Origin of the sequence: Sphingomonas sp. GC_Shp_5 (assembly GCF_026540855.1) — a bacterium.
Lineage (GTDB): Bacteria > Pseudomonadota > Alphaproteobacteria > Sphingomonadales > Sphingomonadaceae > Sphingomonas.
This window is the reverse complement of record NZ_JALNUP010000002.1, coordinates 56,790-73,000: the sequence shown is the minus strand read 5'-3', so window position 1 is coordinate 73,000 and position 16,211 is coordinate 56,790. Positions and strand designations below refer to the sequence as shown.

Sequence of the window (16,211 nt, the reverse complement as noted above, 5' to 3'; positions counted from 1 at the left end):
GACGATCATGACCGAGATTTCGCGCCGCCTGCTGATCGCTTCCGGCCTCGCCGCCGGCGGTGCCGCCGCCAGCCCTGCTGTAGCCCTCACCGCCGCGGCGCCGCCGCGGCCATGGGGCGCGACGCCGTCGCCGCGCCAGCTCGCCTGGCATGCCCGCGAGCAATATGCCTTCGTCCATTTCTCGATCAACACCTTCACCGACCGCGAATGGGGCTATGGCGACGAGAGCCCGGCGCTGTTCAACCCGACCGATTTCGCCCCCGACCAGATCGTCGCCGCCGCCAAGGCCGGCGGGATGAAAGGCATCATCCTCACCGCCAAGCACCATGACGGCTTTTGCCTGTGGCCGACGCTGCTCACCGAGCATTGCATCCGCAACAGCCCCTATAAGGCGGGCAAGGGCGACGTGGTCGGCGATATGGAGCGCGCGACGCGGCGCGCGGGGCTCGACTTCGGGCTCTACCTGTCGCCGTGGGACCGCAACCACGCCGACTATGGCCGGCCCGCCTATGTCGATTACTATCGCAAGCAGGTGGTCGAGCTGTGCACCCGCTACGGCACCTTGTTCGAATTCTGGTTCGACGGCGCCAATGGCGGCGACGGCTATTATGGCGGCGCGCGCGAGACGCGGAAGATCGATGCGCCGCGCTATTACAACTGGCCCTCGATCATCGCGCTGGTCCACCAGCACCAGCCAATGGCCTGCACCTTCGACCCGCTCGGCGCCGATGTGCGCTGGGTAGGCAATGAGGACGGCGTCGCCGGCGATCCGTGCTGGCCGACGATGCCCAACCATCCCTATGTCCAGGCCGAGGGCAATGCCGGGGTGCGCGGCGGCGAGCTATGGTGGCCGGCCGAAACCGATGTCTCGATCCGCCCCGGCTGGTTCTACCATGCCGACGAGAATGCCAAGGTGAAGACGCCCGAGCGGCTGCTGCGGCTATACGACGAATCGATCGGTCGCGGCACCAACCTCAACCTCAACCTGCCGCCCGACCGGCGCGGCCGGCTCGGCGATGGCGACGTTGCCAGCCTGACCGCGTTCGGCGACGCCCAGCGCGCGACCTATACGACCAACCTCGCCGCGGGCGCGGTCGCCTCGGCGAGCGCGGTGCGCGGCCCCGGCTTCGCCGCCGCCAAGGTGCTCGACGGCGATCCGGCGAGCTATTGGTCGGCGCCCGACGGCGTCACCACGCCGAGCCTGACGCTCGACCTGCCGCCGGGCCGCCGCTTCGATCTCATCCGCCTGCGCGAATTTCTGCCGCTCGGCGTGCGGGTGACGCGGTTCGCGGTCGACGTCGAGGTCGGCGGCGAATGGCAGCAGGTCGCCGAGCATCAGGGCATCGGCAACCAGCGGTTGATCCGGCTGCCGCAGCCGGTGGCGGCGCGGCGGATGCGGCTGCGCATTCTCGAGGCGCCGGTATGCCCGGCGATCAGCGAGGTGGCGCTGTTCCGCCAGAGCGCGCCCAAGCCGGTGATCCTCGCCGCGGCGGCGGATTCGACCGTGCTCTCGAGTGTGCGGTGGGCGATCGTCGCTGCGACCGGCCCCGGCGCCGAGGCGCTGCTCGACGACGACGCGGGTACGGCTTGGCGGGTGCCCGCGCCGACACCAGGGGCGCCGGCGAGGGTGACGATCGATCTCGGCACGGCCGTGTCGGTCGCCGGGATCAGCATCACGCCGTCGCGCACGGTGGCCGCGGGGTCCGCGCCGCCCAAAGGTTATGATGTCGCGGTGAGCACCGACGGCAAGAGCTGGGTGCCGGCGGCGGCGGGCGAGCTCTCCAACATCGCCTATGCGCTGTCGACCCAGCGGATCAGCTTCGCGGCGCCGCATCAGGCGCGCTTCCTGCGCTTCACCTTTGCGCAGACCGCGGTGCCGGCGGCCAAGCTGGCGATCGCGGGCGTGGGAGCGTTCACCGCGGCGCGGTAACACGATGGAGCGAGTGACCAGATGCGGGAAAGGTCGTCACCCCAGCGAAGGCTGGGGTATCGAGCGGCTCCTTTCCTGCCCGGCCTCCGTGAGATCCCAGCTTTCGCTGGGATGACGGTTTGGAGCGGGCCTGACGCTGCCCCCACTCGGTCATCCTGAAGCTGGTTCGGCATGACGGAGGGGGGTGGAGCGGCAGGACTGCCCTGCCCCCTCCCCTCAGGTGATCGGCAGATCCAGCATCAGCTCGCGGACGTAGCGGACCGGGGGCGAGCCGTGGTTGATGACGGCGTCATTGTAGCGGCGCAGGTCGAACGCCGCGCCCTGCTGGCGGCGGACTTCATCGCGCAAGGCCATATGCTCGGCATAACCGGTGAAATAGCTGAGCAGCTGGGTGGAGCCCAGCGAGGCGCGGACCCATTTGCCGGCGGCCTCGCGCTCCTGCTGGAAGGCGGTGTGGGTCATCAGCTGCATCGCCTGCTCGCGCGTCATGCCCTCGGTGTGGATGCCGATATCGAGCAGCGAGTTGCTGATCGAGCGCAGCCGCATCTTGAGCACGGTGAGCTTGAACAGCGGATCGGCGTCGAGATAGCCCTCGTCGGCCATCATCCCCTCGGCATAGACCGCCCAGCCTTCGACGAACGGCCCCGAGCCGAGCACCGCGCGCAATGTCGACTGATTGGCATTGGCATGGGCGAGCTGGAGATAATGGCCGGGCATCGCCTCGTGCACCGCCAGATCGTGGATCATGTAGCCGTTATATTCGCGCAAGAATGAGGTCGCCTGCGCCTCGGTCCAATCGTCGGGGATCGGCGACACCGCGAAGAAGGTGCCAAGGTTCTTCTCGAGCGGCCCGGGCGAATCGCAGTAAGCGACCGCGACGCCCTGCTGGAACTTGGGCATGGTGATGATCTTCACCGGGCTGTCGGGCACGCCGACCAGCCCCTTGGCGCGGACGAAGCGCGTCGCATTCTCCAGCGCCTTGGTGGCATCGGCGATCACGCCGTCGCGCGCCGGATGCCGGGCATAGGTGAGCTCCAGCGCCTGCTCGATCGCGGCCTGCTGCTGCGCCTCAGTGGGAGACGCGGGCAGCGGCGGCGCACCGGCCTTGCCGGCCAGCACCTGGCGAGCGAGGCCATACATGGTGGCGCGGGTATCGACGATCGCGGCCTCGGCCCGGCGCTTGATCTCGGGCCGGGTGAGATCGGACTGCAGCGCGAAGGCGAGCTTGCGATCGTAGCGAGCGGCCCCGAGCCGGAAATCGCCCTTGGCGGCGGGCACCAGCGTGCCATCGAGCCAGGCCTGGTGTGTGGCGACGCCGGCCTTGAGCGTTGCCAGCGCAGTGTCGAAGCGCTTGGCGTCCGCCGGCGACAGCTCGGCGCGATGGGGGGCGAGCATCGACACGGCGATATCGACGACGCCGCTGTTCTGCTTGGCGACGGTGGTGGCGTAGATCGCGGGGACGCGCGCCGGCACGAGGTTGGCCCGGGCCTGGGCGAGCAGCGTCGGGATCGCCTCCATCCGCGGGATTGCGGCGAGCAGTCGCTGGCGCCATGGCGCAAAGTCGCGCGCCGCCAGCGAATAGAGCGAGCCGCCCGCGATGTCGTTATAGACTTGCGGATCCCATGCCCAGCCGCCGAGCTGTTCGCTGTCCCAAATGTCGTAGCGCAGCGCATTGTCGAGCAGCGCGGCATCGACCTGCTCCTCGCGCGGCAGGCGGCTGCGATCGACCCGGTGGAGATCGGCGAGCATCGCGCGCGAAAAGGCGAGCCGCGCGGCGCGGCCGGCCGCGGACATGTCGGTCACCTGCGCGTCGAAGCGATGGTCGCCGAGCGAGGTGGCGGACGAAGGGTTGAGCCGGGCCAGCCCATCGATGTAGCGGGCGGACAGCGCCGCGAAGCCGGGGGCGGCAGGCTGCGGGCGATCGGCGGCGAGCAGCGGCGCGGGGATCGACGAGGCCGGCACCACGAGCAGGGCGGCGCCGAGCGCAAATCGGATGGAACGCAAGGCAAGCTCCTTCAGTGGAACGCGGTGTTGCGCGCGGGATGCGGCGCCACGAGCAGATGCTATAGCCAAGCTTGAGGCAGGGCACACCGCAACGCCAGCTCAAAACAATCCACGCCGATCCGTTTGTGCCAAGCCTGTCGAAGTACGGTGAGTCTCATGCCCTTCGACAAGCTCAGGGCGAACGGAAGGATGGTCGACGGTGACGTCGCCACGCAGGCGATCACGCGCCGCCGCGTCACGCGCGACATGCCGCGCGATCAAGCATTGCGGCGCAGCAGATAGGTGTCCATGATCCAGCCATGCGCGGCGCGCAGCGCGGCGCGTTTGGCGAGGATGGCGGGGCCGACGTCGACGAGCAGACCAGCGATCAGCGCCTGCTGCGGCATGCCGAGATAGGCGCCCCACCAGATCCGCACCCCGGCGGGATCGAGGGCGGTGAAGGCGCCGCCGCTGTCGAGCATCACCGCGACGGTGTCGGTACTTGCAGGCCAGCCACCCTCGCGCAGCCGCCGGCCGGTGGTGACCGTGACCGCGCCGGCGAGGGTATTGAGCGGGATGGCGTGGGCGGCGGTGAGCGCCTGAAGGCTGGTGATCCCCGGCACGACGCTGATCCGCAACGCCAGGCCGTCCGCCTGCAGCCGCGCGGCGATGCGTAGGGTGCTGTCGTAGAGCGACGGGTCCCCCCAGACGAGCAACGCCAGCCGGCCGCCATCGGGCAGATGCGCGGCGATCTGCGCCGCCCAGGCACGGGCGATCGCGTCGTGCCAGTCGTCGACCGCGTCGAGATAAGGCGCGACGGGATCGCGCTCGGGCAGGTCGAACTCAACTACCCTGGTGGCGCCGGTGAGCACCGCGGCACAGATGTCGCGGCGCAGCTCGATGAGGTCGGCGGCGCGCGCGCCCTTGCGCGGCAGCAGGATGAGGTCGGCGGCGTTCATCGCCGCCATCGCCGCGCGGCTGAGATGATCGGGGTTGCCGGTGCCGATGCCGATCAGGTGGAGATCGATCATGCCGCGCCCTCAGCAAAGGGCGATTCGGCCGATTGCGGGCGGAAGCGGCGATCATAGTCCGGGGCGTAGAGGCTGCTCTCGGCGAAATCGGCTGGAACAAGCACCCGGCCGACGAGGATCAGCGCGGTGCGTTCGGGCTTGCCGGTGACCTCGGCGGCAACGGTGGCGAGCGTCGCGCGGACGATCTGCTGGTCGGGCCAGCTCGCGCGCCAGACGATCGCGACCGGGCAATCGGCACCGTAAGTCGGGATCAGATCGGCGAGCGTCGATTCAAGGTTGTGGATCGAGAGATGGATCGCGAGCGTCGCGCCGGTCGCCGCGAACGCCGCGAGCGTCTCGCCCGCGGGCATCGCGCTGGCGCGGCCCGGGGTACGGGTCAGCACCACCGACTGGGCGATGCCCGGCAGGGTCAGCTCCACCTCGAGCGCGGCGGCGGCGGCGGCGAAGGCGGGAACGCCCGGCGTGATCGTGAACGGGATCGCCAGCGCACGTAAGCGGCGCAGCTGCTCGCCGAGCGCCGACCAGATCGACAGGTCGCCCGAATGCAGCCGCGCGACATCGTGGCCGGCCTCGTGCGCGGCCTCTATCTCGGCGATGATCGCGTCGAGCGACAGCGGCGCGGTGTTGACGATCCTGGCGCCCCGCGGGCAGTGGCCGAGCAGCGCTTCGGGCACCAAGGAGCCGGCGTAGAGGCAGACTGGCGCGGCGGCGATGAGGTCGCGGCCGCGCAGCGTCAGCAGGTCGGGCGCGCCGGGGCCGGCACCGATGAAATGAACGGTCATGCGGGCATTCCTTGGGCGATGGCGCAGGTCGCGGTGCGATCGGGCGAAACGTGGCGGGAGGCGAGCAGCCGGCCACCGGCGCCCGCCCCCGCCAGCGCCGCGGCCTCGGCGACGCTGCCGGTGCCGCGGGCGTGGAGACTGGCAGGCGATTGCGTGGTGGTATACTGACTGCGCAACGCGGCCGCCGGCACCGCGATCAGCGGCAGGCTCATCGCCGCGGCGAGCGGCGCGACTTGCGCGAGCTTGTCGTCGGGCGCGGCGAGTGCGGTAACCGCGGGCTGGCCACGCTGCGCTGAGGCGAGCGCATCGCGCAACGCCGGCAAGCCTGCGACGCTGCGACAGCCGAAGCCGGCAACGATCACAGGGTGACGCTCCACTGCACCAGCGGGTAGCTCGCGCGCCAGCCGCGGCGGTTGCCGATCGGCGCCGCCTCGGCAAGCTCGATGCGCAGCAGGCTGCCGCCGCGCTCGGCATGCCAGTGGGCGAGCAACGCTTCGGATTCGAGCGTCACCGCATTGGCGACCAGCCGGGTGCCGGGGGCGAGGCGGGCCGAGAGCGCGGCGAGCAAGGCCTCGGACAGGCCGCCGCCGACGAACACCGCATCGGGCGCGGGCTGGCCGTCGAGCGCCGCGGGCGCGCGGCCGTCGATCACCTGAAGCCGATCGACGCCGAGCGCGGCGGCGTTGGCGCGAGCCCGGGCGGCGCGGACGGGATCGGCCTCGAACGCGAGTGCCCGGGTGGTCGGGTGGGCGAGCAGCCATTCGATGCCGATCGAGCCCGAGCCGGCGCCGATGTCCCACAAGGTCTCGCCGGGGCGCGGCGCCAGCGCCGACAGGGTGAGCGCGCGTGCGGGGCGCTTGGTGAGCTGGCCGTCATGGTCGAACCAGCCGTCGGCGCGGCCGCTGGCCTGGGGCAGCACCGCGCCGTCGCCGGCGACGACGAGGCCGACCGCGACGGGGTGAGCGATGTCGGCCAGGGTCATCGTCGCGGCGGTCGTCTCGCGGATCCGCTCGCGCGGGCCGCCGAGTGCCTCAAGGATGTGGAGCCGCGACGCGCCGAAGCCGAGGCCGGCGAGATAGCCGGCGAGTTGCCCGACCGCATCGCCGTCGCGCAGCAGCACCAGCGCCTGCCGGCCGGGCGCGAGGTGCGGACGCAATCGGGTAAGCGGCGCGGCGTGGAGGCCGAGGGACAGCGTGTCCTCGAGTGCCCAGCCGAGCCGGGCGGCGGCGAGCGCGAAGGTGGAGGGTGCCGGGTGCGCCGTCCATTCGTCGGGCGCAATGTGGCGGGCGAGCACGGTGCCGGCGCCGAACCAGAAGGGGTCGCCCGAGACCAGCATCACCACCCGCCGTCCGCGCTGCGCGAGCAGGGGTGCAATGCCGGCGGCGAACGGGACTGGCCAGGCGAGGGTCGGCGCCGTAAGCGCGGGCACCAGCGCGAGGTGGCGCGGCGCCCCCGCGACCAGCTCGGCCGCGGCGAGCGCGGCCCGGCTGGCGGCGGTGAGGCCGGCGATGCCATCCTCGCCGATCCCGACGATCGTCAGCCACGGAGCCTCAGCCATCCCGACCATCCTCGTCCTTGGCGGTACCACCGAAGCGAGCGCGCTCGCGACGCTGCTCGCCGCGCGCGGCGACGCGGCGGTGTTGAGCTATGCCGGCCGGGTGGCCAGCCCCAAGCCGCAGTTGATCGCGACCCGGGTCGGCGGGTTCGGCGGGATCGACGGGCTGGTGAGCTATATCCGCGAACGCGGCATCACCCATCTGGTCGATGCGACCCATCCCTTCGCCGCGCAGATGAGCGCACATGCGGCCGCTGCCGCGGCGCAGACCGGGATCGCGCTGATCGCGCTCACCCGCCCGGCGTGGACGCCGCAGGCGGGCGACGCCTGGCACCATGTCGCCGATCTCGACGCGGCGGTGGCGGCGCTCGACGGCGCGCCGCGGCGCGTGATGCTCGCGCTCGGCCGGATGCACGTCGACGCCTTCGCCGCGCAGCCGCAGCATCACTATCTGCTCCGCTTCGTCGACGGCGGCGGCGATGCCGTGCCCCTGCCCCCCCACGATCTGGTGATCGACCGCGGCCCGTTCGACGTCGCCGGCGACACCCGGCTGATGCGCGAGCATCGCATCGATCTGGTGGTGTGCAAGAACGCCGGGGGCAGCGGCGCGGCCGCCAAGCTCGGCGCCGCGCGCGCGCTCGGGCTGCCGGTGATCATGATCGACCGGCCGGCGCTGCCGCCGCGCACCGAAGTCCACAATCCGCGCGCAGTGCTGGCGTGGCTCGATCATGGTGCCGACCGCGGCGTGTAGAGCAGGTCGCCCGCCGGCCGCGCAATCGTGCGGGTGAGGCTGGAGCCGACGATCACCATGGTGCGCATGTCCGCCATCTCCCCAAGCGCCTGCGGCAGCGGCACGACGCGCAGGCTCTCCTCTGGAGTGGAGACGGCGCGGGCGAACAGCACCGGCCGGTCGTCGGCGCAGGCGTCGCGGAGCACCGCGAAGATCCGGTCGAGCGCGTCGGGGCGTGCGCGCGAGCGCGGGTTGTAGAAAGCGATCGCGAAATCGGCCTCAGCGGCGAGCCGGACGCGGCGCTCGATCAGCGGCCAGGGCTTGAGGTTGTCCGAGAGGTTGATCGCGCAGAAATCATGACCGAGCGGCGCGCCGGCGCGGGCGCTGGCGGCGAGCATGGCGGTGATCCCCGGCAGCACGCTGATCGCGAGCGACCGCCAGGCCTCGGGACCGGCCTCGAGCGCCTCGAACACCGCCGCCGCCATCGCGAACACGCCCGGGTCGCCGGAGGAGACCACCACCACGCGATGGCCCGCCGCCGCCAGCTCGAGCGCGAGCCGGGCGCGATCGAGCTCGACGCGGTTGTCGCTGGCGTGGAGGGTCAGCCCCTGGCGGGGGGCGACACGGGCGACATAGGGAATGTAGCCGATCACGTCGGTGGCGTCGGCGAGCGCCGCGGACACCTCGGGCGTGACCAGCGCCTCATTGCCGGGGCCGAGCCCGGCGACCGCGAGCCAGCCGGTCATGGCCGGCGCCCTTGGCCGTGGATCAGCAGGATCGAGAAATAAGGGGTGACCGGGCCGACATCGGCCAGCCGGGTGACGCGCTGCTCGGCCATGGCGGCATATTCGACCAGCCAGGCGGCGTCGTCGCGCCCCGCGAGGGTCACCGCGCGGCGCAGCTTGTCGAGGTGACGGCCGATCTTCATCACCACCAGCGCATCGGTGTCGCGGATGCGGCGGACCAGATCCTTCTCGGGCAGCGTCGCCATCAGCACGGTCAGTACGTCGTCACCCCAGGTGATCGGCGCGCCGCTCGCCGTCCAGGCACCGGACATGCCGGTGATGCCGGGCACCACGCGCACCGGCACCCGCCCGTCGAGCCGGGTGTAGAGATGCATGAACGAGCCGTAGAAGAACGGATCGCCCTCGCACAGCACCACCACCTCCTCGCCCGCTGCCGCCAGCGCGGCGAGCCGCTCGACGCAGGCGGCGTAAAAGGCGGCGAGGCAATCGTTATAGGCGGGATCGGACACCGCGATCTCGGTGGTTACCGGATATTCCATCGGCAGCTCGACGACGTCGGCGCGCAGCAGCCCGTCGACGATGCGCCGCGCCTGGCCGGGTTTGCCCGCCTTGCGGAAATAGGCGACGTGGCGCGCGCTTCGCACCAGCCGGTCGGCGCGGACGCTCATCAGATCGGCCGCGCCGGGCCCGAGGCCGACGCCATGGATGGTGCCGATGCTCATTCGGCGCGGCTCGCCAGCGCGTTGATCGCGGCGACCGTGATCGCGCTGCCGCCGAGCCGCCCCTCGACGATCGCACAGGGCAACGGCTGCGCCGCCCACAGCGCCGCCTTGGATTCGGCGGCGCCGACAAAGCCGACCGGGCAGCCGATGATCGCCGCCGGGCGCGGGCAAGCGGGATCCTCGAGCATGTTGAGCAGGTGGAACAGCGCGGTTGGCGCGTTGCCGATCGCGACCAAAGCGCCGGCGAGATGCGGCCGCCACAATTCGAGCGCCGCCGCCGAGCGGGTGTTGGCCATCGCCTGGGCGAGGCCCGGCGTCTCGGGCGCCTGCAGGGTACAGATCACCTGGTTGTCGGCCGGCAAGCGGGTGCGGGTGACACCCTCGCTGACCATCCGCGCATCGCACAGGATCGGCGCGCCGGCCTCGAGCGCCGTTCGCCCCGCTTCGGCGAACCCCGGCGAAAAGCGGATATAGTCGGCGAGACCGACCATGCCCGCGGCGTGGATCATCCGCACCGCGACCGCCTCCTCCGCCCCGGCAAAGGCGGCGAGATCGGCCTCGGCGCGGATGATCGCGAACGACTGGCGGTAGATCGCGGCACCGTCGGTTTCGTAGGTGTAGGGCATCAGCGGGTTCCGAACAGGGCGAGCAATTGGTCTGCGGCGAGACCGGTGCGGGAGGGAGGATCGCCGGCGCGGCCGGCGAGCACGAGATCAAAGCGGCCGTCACGTCCGACCAGCACGACATCGGCCGGCCGGCTGCGCGCGCAGCCCTTGGCACAGCCGGAGACGTGAAGTCGCCCGTCGATATGCGGCGCCAGGCGCAAGGCGAGATCGCGGGTCGTGACCGAGCCTTGCGGGCACGACGGCGCACCGACACAGGCATCGGCGGTGATCGCCGGCGCATGCGGGTCGGCGACGAAGCCCGCGGCTGTGTCGATGGTGGCGCCTTCGAGGATCAGCAGCCGCCATGGCGTGATCCGCAGCGCGGTCGCCGCGCTCGCCTCGAGGCAGGCGGCGAGCGCAGCCGCATCGACCCGGCCGAACGGCGCACCGAGCACGCTGCCGAGCGGATGACGGCCCGGTTGCCATGCCGCCGCGGCGGGCGCCGGCGCTTCGCCCGGCGTCGCCCAGCCGGGCAGCGGCGCGCGATGCCGCGCCATCCGCCCGGCCTCGCGACCGCCGCTGGCGACGTACCAACGCCCCAGCTCGATCAGCTGATCGACCTCCGTGCCGGCTGCCAGCGCCACGCCCTCGGCATGGCCGTCGGCGCGCAGGATCAGGCCGCCCGACATACCGCGCTCGATGCGGAAATCGCCGGGGTCGGCGAGCAGCACCGGCGCCGGCCCCGCATCGATCGTCACGCCGATCTTGCCGGGCAGATCGGGCCAATCGCCGCGCCGCGCCAGCAAGGCGGCGGCGATGCGCTGGGTGTCGTCCCCTGCCCGCCAGTCCGGCGCGACGAGGATGGCGGTGCGCGCCTCAAGGCCGGGATCGGCATCGATCAGGTCAAGGGCGATCAGTTGGTCGATCAACCCCTGCCATCGCCGCTCGGTGATCCCGCGCAGCTGGAGGTTGCCGCGGCTGGTGAGGTCGATCGCACCATTGCCATACGCCAGCGCCGCCGCGCACAGGCCGAGCGCCTGCTCGCGGGTCAGCCGCCCGAGCCGCGGCCGCATCCGGACGAGCAGACCGTCACCCGCCAGCATCGGCCGCCAGGCATCGGGGCACCAGCCACGGACCGCGAACGCGCTCACCGGCGGCGTCCGCGCAACGCGGTCCGGCAGCGTCGATCGAGATGGGGCAAGCAATACCGGCTCATCATGCTCTCGCGACGCCACGACACGACCGGCGGGGAGCGCCTTGGCGGCCGGTGCGCGAGCGACGGACGGGCGGTCTGGCGCCCATTGCCACGCACCGATGCGGCCCCCGCCACACAGGTTCGTCGCTCAGACGGAGAACCGTGCCGGCACCATCCCCTGGATGACGGCATGAGCGACCCATCGCCGGCGGGTTTCCTGGCTTGCGGGTCGAAGCTCGGCACCCGGCCTTCCCGGTCCGTGGCCGATGCGGCCAGGGGGTCCAGTGGCTGCTCCCGGCGACAGGAGCGTTGGGCACGTTGCTCACCGCTTACAGTTGCAGGGACAGCCGCGGCATGAGGGGACGAGCCCCCGCACCGCATTCCCCTTCAAGCCCTTGCGGGCACCGGCGCGATCAGTTCGGCACCAGCCTTAGCGTAGCGCGTCCGTGGTTGGCAAATGGCGCCGGCCGTTGCGATCCGATCGCTCCCCAGCAAGGTGGGCCCAAGTTCGGCGCATGCCGGAAGCCCAGCTGCCTCTTAATCCGTTCGTGCTGAGCCTGTCGAAGCACGGTGAGACCCAAGGCCCTTCGACAAGCTCAGGGCGAACGGGGTTGAGGGAGCATGCCGACGTGACGTCATCATCCGCTAAAAGGTGACCTGGACGTTCATCTCAAGGAAGCGGACCAGATCATGGTCGCGGGCGAGCGCCTGGGGCGCGTCCTTGAGGAACGCGCCCTTGAACAGCAACGCATAGTTGCTCTCTAGCCGCAGATGCTGCGGCACCAGCCAGTAACGGAAGCGACCGGACAGCTGCTGGCCGGCAAAATCGCCCGACCGGCCGGTCTTGTCGACGACGTTGTAGAAACGATCATAGCGCGACGCGAGCCAGATCGCGCGATAGTCGGCGAGCACTTCGACCCGCTTGCCGGGCTTGGCCTCGAACCGGACACCCGGCGCGCTGATGTTCTCGCGCGCCACCCCGCCATAAGTACCCGATGGCCCGAGATCATCGCGACGGCTGCCGAACAGCGTGTCGAACCGGCCGAACTTGCCGCCCGGCTTGTCGCCGCTGGCATAGTCGTAGAACAGGCCGACCCGCGGCGTGAACGGCGCGGCGAAGGTATAGCCGGCCGCGGCATGGACGAAGCCCGCCGCGACGGCGGCGTTGGTCGCAGTCGCCATCGTCGAGTCGCTGGCGCGGCCGAATTCGTAGACACCCTCCACGTCGACATCGACGCTGCCTGCCTTGGCGTCATTGTCGATGCGCGCATCGACCACGCTAAGGTGGCGATCGGCGGTGTCACGCCCCGGCGAATCGCGCTCGACCAGCCGATAGTAAGCGAGTTCGCCCTGCAGCGGGCCGACCAGCTTCTTGTGGCGGAGATAGGCGCCGAAGAACGCGTCGTCGAACGTCTCGCGATCGAAGCGCACCTTGTTGTGGCGGATATCGTCGGCGTCGTCGGGCAATCGCTCCTGCGGCAGCACGTAGAACAGCGTCAGCGCTGTCGCGCGGGTGGGATCGATCTCCACTTGCAAACCGGTGAAGCCGTTAACGGTGTTGCGATATTCGTCGGTCGCCACCAACCGCCCGGAGCCGAGGTTGAGCAGGAAGCGGCCGCCCTGCAGCGCGAGCTTGCTGCCGGTGCCGAACGCATCGTCGAGACGCAGCTTAAGATAGGCCTGGGGCAGTTCGACCGCGTTGACGTCGTCGCGGCCGATCTGGGTTTTGCCGCCGATGTCATAGGCGCGACTATCGATCAGCTCGCCGCCGATCGATAGCGGCCCTGGGCCATATTCGATCGCGACGCCGGTGCGCAGCAGGAAGGCGTCTTCGGAGGTCGCATAGCCGGGCCTTGGTCGACCATCAACGGTCTCGAAGCGGGCGCGACTCGAGGCGGTGATGATCAGGCCGGGCTGATCCTCCTTCGGCGCAGTTTCCTCCTTGCCGGGCTTTTCGGTCGAGGAGGCGGGCGACGCCGGCAAGGATTGTGCCTGCGCAAGCGCCGGCACCAACATCAGCGTGGCACTGCCAAGAGCAATTGGGTACTTGCGCATGATCTATCCTTGATCGCGCAACACTGCCGTTTGATGACATCTGCTCGCGATGGCTCACATTATCAGGGTCGACGCAACACTATTGAGCGTATTCACCGGCGATCGCAGCCACGATTGGCGCTGGTCAAAGATGACGCCAACATGAAGTGAGGAAGGCGGCGCCTTTCACACAAGTGCAACAGATGTGACGCCCATCCCCCCTAAGGCTCCATGCAACGCACAAACGCACCTTTAGGGACCATGACGATGATGATTAAGTTCGGCGGCCGCGCGCTGCTGCTCTCCGGCGCTGCCATGCTGGCCGTGGTCGCCAGCCCGGCGTTCGCGCAGGACGTGCAGACCGGCACCACCACCGACGCGGCCGCCGCCGGCACCACCTCGACCGGCACCGCCGAGGCGACCAGCACCAACGGCAGCGCCACGCAGGGTCCGAACGGCCTCGCCGATATCGTCGTCACCGCGACCCGCCGCGAGACCAACCTGCAGAAGACGCCGATCTCGATCAGCGTGCTCGACACCCAGGCCCTTGCCGACCGCCATGTGCAGAGCCTGCTCAACCTCGCCGACGGTTCGGTGCCGTCGCTGCGCATCGCCACCTTCGAGGCGCGCCAGTCGGCGCTGACCATCGGCATCCGCGGCATCGTCCCCTATGATCAGAACCAGACGGCGCGCGACGGCGGTGTCGGCGTCTATATCGACGGCGTCGCGCTCGGGAAGACCCAGGGCCTCAACGCCGCCTTGTTCGATATCGAGCGCATCGAAGTGCTCAAGGGCCCGCAGGGCACGCTGTTTGGCCGCAATACCGAGGGCGGCGCGCTGTCGCTGGTTTCCAAGGCACCGACCGGTCAGTTCGACGGCCGCGTCACCGCCGGTATCGGCAATTACGGCAGCAAGAATGCCGAGGCGCATATCGACCTGCCCGAGTGGAACAACATCTCGCTCAAGTTCGACGGCGTTTATCAGCACCAGGATCCGACCGTGAAGGATCCGCTCAAAGGCTCGAAGGGCTGGAATTACTACGATCGCAAGGGCGGCCGGGTGCAGGCGCGCTGGCAGCCGGTGGAAGGCTTCACCGCCGACATCGCTTATGATCAGGCGCGTGACGACAACACGCCGATGTACAGCCAGCTGCTCAACTACAACCCCAACAACTACACCGTCGGCTCCTACACCAACGCCGCCGGCGTGACCGGGACGACGCTGTATCTGCCGGGCACCAACACCGCGTGCGGCGGCACCATCACCGCCGCCCAGGCGACGGCCGGCCGCGTTGCCTGCGTCGCCCCCAAGGCGCCGCTGGTCGGCGTTCATCCCGATCGCCAGTCGGTGGCCGACGTCGGCGTGCCGCAGCAGGAGAGCACCGATCTCACCCATGGCACCTCGATCAACCTGAAATATGAGGCGGCGCCCTGGATCGAGCTGCGCTCGATCACCGCCTGGCGCGGCGTCAGCACCGATCAGTGGGACAATTCGGGCGGGCCCGAGCGCTCGGCCTTCGCGCCCAACAGCAACTTCAGCCGCTACAGCCTGTCGTTCCTGCGGCAGAACCAGTTCAGCCAGGAATTCCAGGCGGTGGGCAGCGTCCACCAGCTCGATTACGTCGTCGGCGCCTATTATTACACCGAGCATGCCACCGAATATGCGGCGACCCCGCTGAGCAACCTGTGGAATGCCGACGGGACCGCCTATACGATCCGCAATCCGTTCGTCACCGGCACGCTGTCGAGCGCGAATTCGGGCTATCAGCCCGGCTCGCAGTTCATCACCCGCGACAGCCAGGCGCACGATCACAACTACTCGCTGTTCGGCCAGGCGACCTACACCCCCGACGGCTTCGACGCGCTCCACATCACCGCCGGTGGTCGCTGGACCAAGGACGATCGCCACGGCTCGCTGTTCATCGTCAACGGCGACACCACGCCGAACCCGATCACCAACGGCGCCTTCCTGTTCAAGGAGAACGCCAACCGCTTCGACCCGATGGTCAATGTCGCGTTCGACGCCACCCAGGACGTCCATCTCTACGCCAAATATTCCACCGGCTTCCGCGCCGGCGGCGCCGACGACCGCTCGCAGAAGTTCGACTCGTTCGGGCCTGAATCGGTGCGCTCCTACGAGATCGGCGCGAAGATGGACTTCTTCGACCACAAGGCACGCCTCAACCTCGCGGGCTATATCGAGAACCGCAAGAACACGCAGTTCGACTTCGATCTCTACGACACCGATCCGACCAGCCCGACCTACGCCAGCCACCTCGAGGAGGCGATCAACGCTCAGGGCACCAACCACATCCGCGGTGTGGAAGCGGATCTGACGATCAAGCCGACCCGCGAGCTGACGCTGAGCGGCTCCTACGCCTACACCTATTTCGACCTGCCGACGGCGACCAACCCGCTCACCGGCGTCACCCAGCAGCTGTACATCGTCTATACGCCGAAGAATGCGGCATCGGGTGCGATCGACTATGTGGTGCCGGTCGGCGGCGGCGACGCCAGCGTCCGCCTCCATCTCGACGCCAATTACGCCAGCAGCCAGTACAGCTTCGAGGCGGAGTCGACCAAAACCGACCCGAGCTTCGTGGTCAACGGCCGCCTGTCGCTGGCGAACATCCGCCTTGGCGAGAACAGCCAGGCGGTGACCTTCTCGGTGTGGTCGCGCAACCTGTTCAACGAGCAGTATATCTACCGCCGCTCGGATGCGAACTCGTCGCCGGTGTACAATTACAACGGCCAGACGCTGATTTCGACCGCCTATGGCGGCACCCTCGGCGATTACGGCAACTACAACCCGCCGCGCACCTTCGGCGGCGAGGTCAGCGTCAAGTTCTGATCCCGTCCGGACCGGACAGCTGCAGCCCGGCTCGAGCGCTTGCTCGGG

Annotated in this window: 13 protein-coding genes and 1 riboswitch; of the genes, 3 read left to right on the top strand and 10 right to left on the bottom strand. The window is 69.9% G+C overall.

Translation table 11 applies throughout. The annotated features are described in order from the left end of the window. Nucleotides 1–7: 7 nt before the first annotated feature. The gene (locus OXR60_RS02515) at nt 8–1,930 is read left to right on the top strand and encodes an alpha-L-fucosidase (protein WP_267393716.1); all 1,923 of its coding nucleotides are present in this window, start codon (nt 8–10) and stop codon (nt 1,928–1,930) included. Between the two features lie 216 nt (nt 1,931–2,146). Here OXR60_RS02515 and OXR60_RS02510 read toward each other — a convergent pair whose 3' ends face one another. From OXR60_RS02510 to cbiE, 5 genes are all read right to left on the bottom strand, one after another. Further along, entirely contained in the window at nt 2,147–3,934 is a 1,788-nt protein-coding gene (locus tag OXR60_RS02510) for a DUF885 domain-containing protein (RefSeq protein ID WP_267393714.1), read from the bottom strand. A 257-nt stretch (nt 3,935–4,191) separates the two neighbouring features. Continuing rightward, the gene (gene cobF / locus OXR60_RS02505) at nt 4,192–4,944 is read right to left on the bottom strand and encodes a precorrin-6A synthase (deacetylating) (protein WP_267393712.1); all 753 of its coding nucleotides are present in this window, start codon (nt 4,942–4,944) and stop codon (nt 4,192–4,194) included. Continuing rightward, on the bottom strand, nt 4,941–5,726 hold the full coding sequence (cobM, locus tag OXR60_RS02500) for a precorrin-4 C(11)-methyltransferase (protein ID WP_267393710.1): 786 nt from the start codon (nt 5,724–5,726) through the stop codon (nt 4,941–4,943). Before cobM ends, cobF begins: the two co-directional genes overlap by 4 nt. After that, complete coding sequence (locus OXR60_RS02495; protein ID WP_267393708.1) at nt 5,723–6,103, bottom strand: cobalamin biosynthesis protein; 381 nt, start codon at nt 6,101–6,103, stop codon at nt 5,723–5,725. The genes cobM and OXR60_RS02495 overlap by 4 nt, the downstream gene beginning before the upstream one ends. Beyond that, a complete protein-coding gene (cbiE, locus tag OXR60_RS02490) occupies nt 6,085–7,284 on the bottom strand; it encodes a precorrin-6y C5,15-methyltransferase (decarboxylating) subunit CbiE (protein ID WP_267393706.1) in 1,200 nt (399 codons plus the stop codon). Before cbiE ends, OXR60_RS02495 begins: the two co-directional genes overlap by 19 nt. Here cbiE and OXR60_RS02485 point away from each other — a divergent pair. After that, nucleotides 7,283–8,032 carry a cobalt-precorrin-6A reductase gene (locus tag OXR60_RS02485; protein ID WP_267394073.1) on the top strand — a complete coding sequence of 250 codons (750 nt, stop codon included), beginning with the start codon at nt 7,283–7,285 and terminating at the stop codon, nt 8,030–8,032. The genes cbiE and OXR60_RS02485 overlap by 2 nt on opposite strands. Here OXR60_RS02485 and cobJ read toward each other — a convergent pair. The 5 genes from cobJ to OXR60_RS02460 all read right to left on the bottom strand — a co-directional run bounded on the left by cobJ (nt 8,008) and on the right by OXR60_RS02460 (nt 13,334). Further along, nucleotides 8,008–8,757: a precorrin-3B C(17)-methyltransferase gene (gene cobJ / locus OXR60_RS02480; RefSeq protein WP_267393705.1), complete on the bottom strand. Its 750-nt coding sequence runs from the start codon at nt 8,755–8,757 to the stop codon at nt 8,008–8,010. The genes OXR60_RS02485 and cobJ overlap by 25 nt on opposite strands. Continuing rightward, nucleotides 8,754–9,479: a precorrin-2 C(20)-methyltransferase gene (gene cobI / locus OXR60_RS02475; protein ID WP_267393704.1), complete on the bottom strand. Its 726-nt coding sequence runs from the start codon at nt 9,477–9,479 to the stop codon at nt 8,754–8,756. Before cobI ends, cobJ begins: the two co-directional genes overlap by 4 nt. Continuing rightward, complete coding sequence (locus OXR60_RS02470; RefSeq protein WP_267393702.1) at nt 9,476–10,105, bottom strand: precorrin-8X methylmutase; 630 nt, start codon at nt 10,103–10,105, stop codon at nt 9,476–9,478. The genes cobI and OXR60_RS02470 overlap by 4 nt, the downstream gene beginning before the upstream one ends. Then, nucleotides 10,105–11,235: a cobalamin biosynthesis protein CobG gene (locus tag OXR60_RS02465; RefSeq protein WP_267393701.1), complete on the bottom strand. Its 1,131-nt coding sequence runs from the start codon at nt 11,233–11,235 to the stop codon at nt 10,105–10,107. The genes OXR60_RS02470 and OXR60_RS02465 overlap by 1 nt, the downstream gene beginning before the upstream one ends. A gap of 233 nt (nt 11,236–11,468) precedes the next feature. Next, nucleotides 11,469–11,703: riboswitch (cobalamin riboswitch) on the bottom strand. Nucleotides 11,704–11,924: 221 nt separating this feature from the next. Beyond that, the gene (locus OXR60_RS02460) at nt 11,925–13,334 is read right to left on the bottom strand and encodes an alginate export family protein (RefSeq protein ID WP_267393699.1); all 1,410 of its coding nucleotides are present in this window, start codon (nt 13,332–13,334) and stop codon (nt 11,925–11,927) included. Between the two features lie 246 nt (nt 13,335–13,580). Between OXR60_RS02460 and OXR60_RS02455 the strand changes: the two genes are divergently transcribed. Then, nucleotides 13,581–16,163 (top strand): TonB-dependent receptor, encoded by a 2,583-nt coding sequence (locus OXR60_RS02455; RefSeq protein ID WP_267394071.1) that lies wholly within the window; start codon nt 13,581–13,583, stop codon nt 16,161–16,163. The last annotated feature ends 48 nt before the right edge of the window (nt 16,164–16,211 follow it).

Bases quoted from the DNA above. Each gene is read 5' to 3' on its own strand.
- OXR60_RS02515 (WP_267393716.1), top strand. From the start codon at position 8: ATGACCGAGATTTCGCGCCGCCTGCTGATCGCTTCCGGCCTCGCCGCC.
- cobF (WP_267393712.1), bottom strand. From the start codon at position 4,944: ATGATCGATCTCCACCTGATCGGCATCGGCACCGGCAACCCCGATCAT.
- cobM (WP_267393710.1), bottom strand. From the start codon at position 5,726: ATGACCGTTCATTTCATCGGTGCCGGCCCCGGCGCGCCCGACCTGCTG.
- cbiE (WP_267393706.1), bottom strand. From the start codon at position 7,284: ATGGCTGAGGCTCCGTGGCTGACGATCGTCGGGATCGGCGAGGATGGC.
- cobJ (WP_267393705.1), bottom strand. From the start codon at position 8,757: ATGACCGGCTGGCTCGCGGTCGCCGGGCTCGGCCCCGGCAATGAGGCG.
- cobI (WP_267393704.1), bottom strand. From the start codon at position 9,479: ATGAGCATCGGCACCATCCATGGCGTCGGCCTCGGGCCCGGCGCGGCC.
- OXR60_RS02470 (WP_267393702.1), bottom strand. From the start codon at position 10,105: ATGCCCTACACCTACGAAACCGACGGTGCCGCGATCTACCGCCAGTCG.
- OXR60_RS02460 (WP_267393699.1), bottom strand. From the start codon at position 13,334: ATGCGCAAGTACCCAATTGCTCTTGGCAGTGCCACGCTGATGTTGGTG.
- OXR60_RS02455 (WP_267394071.1), top strand. From the start codon at position 13,581: ATGATGATTAAGTTCGGCGGCCGCGCGCTGCTGCTCTCCGGCGCTGCC.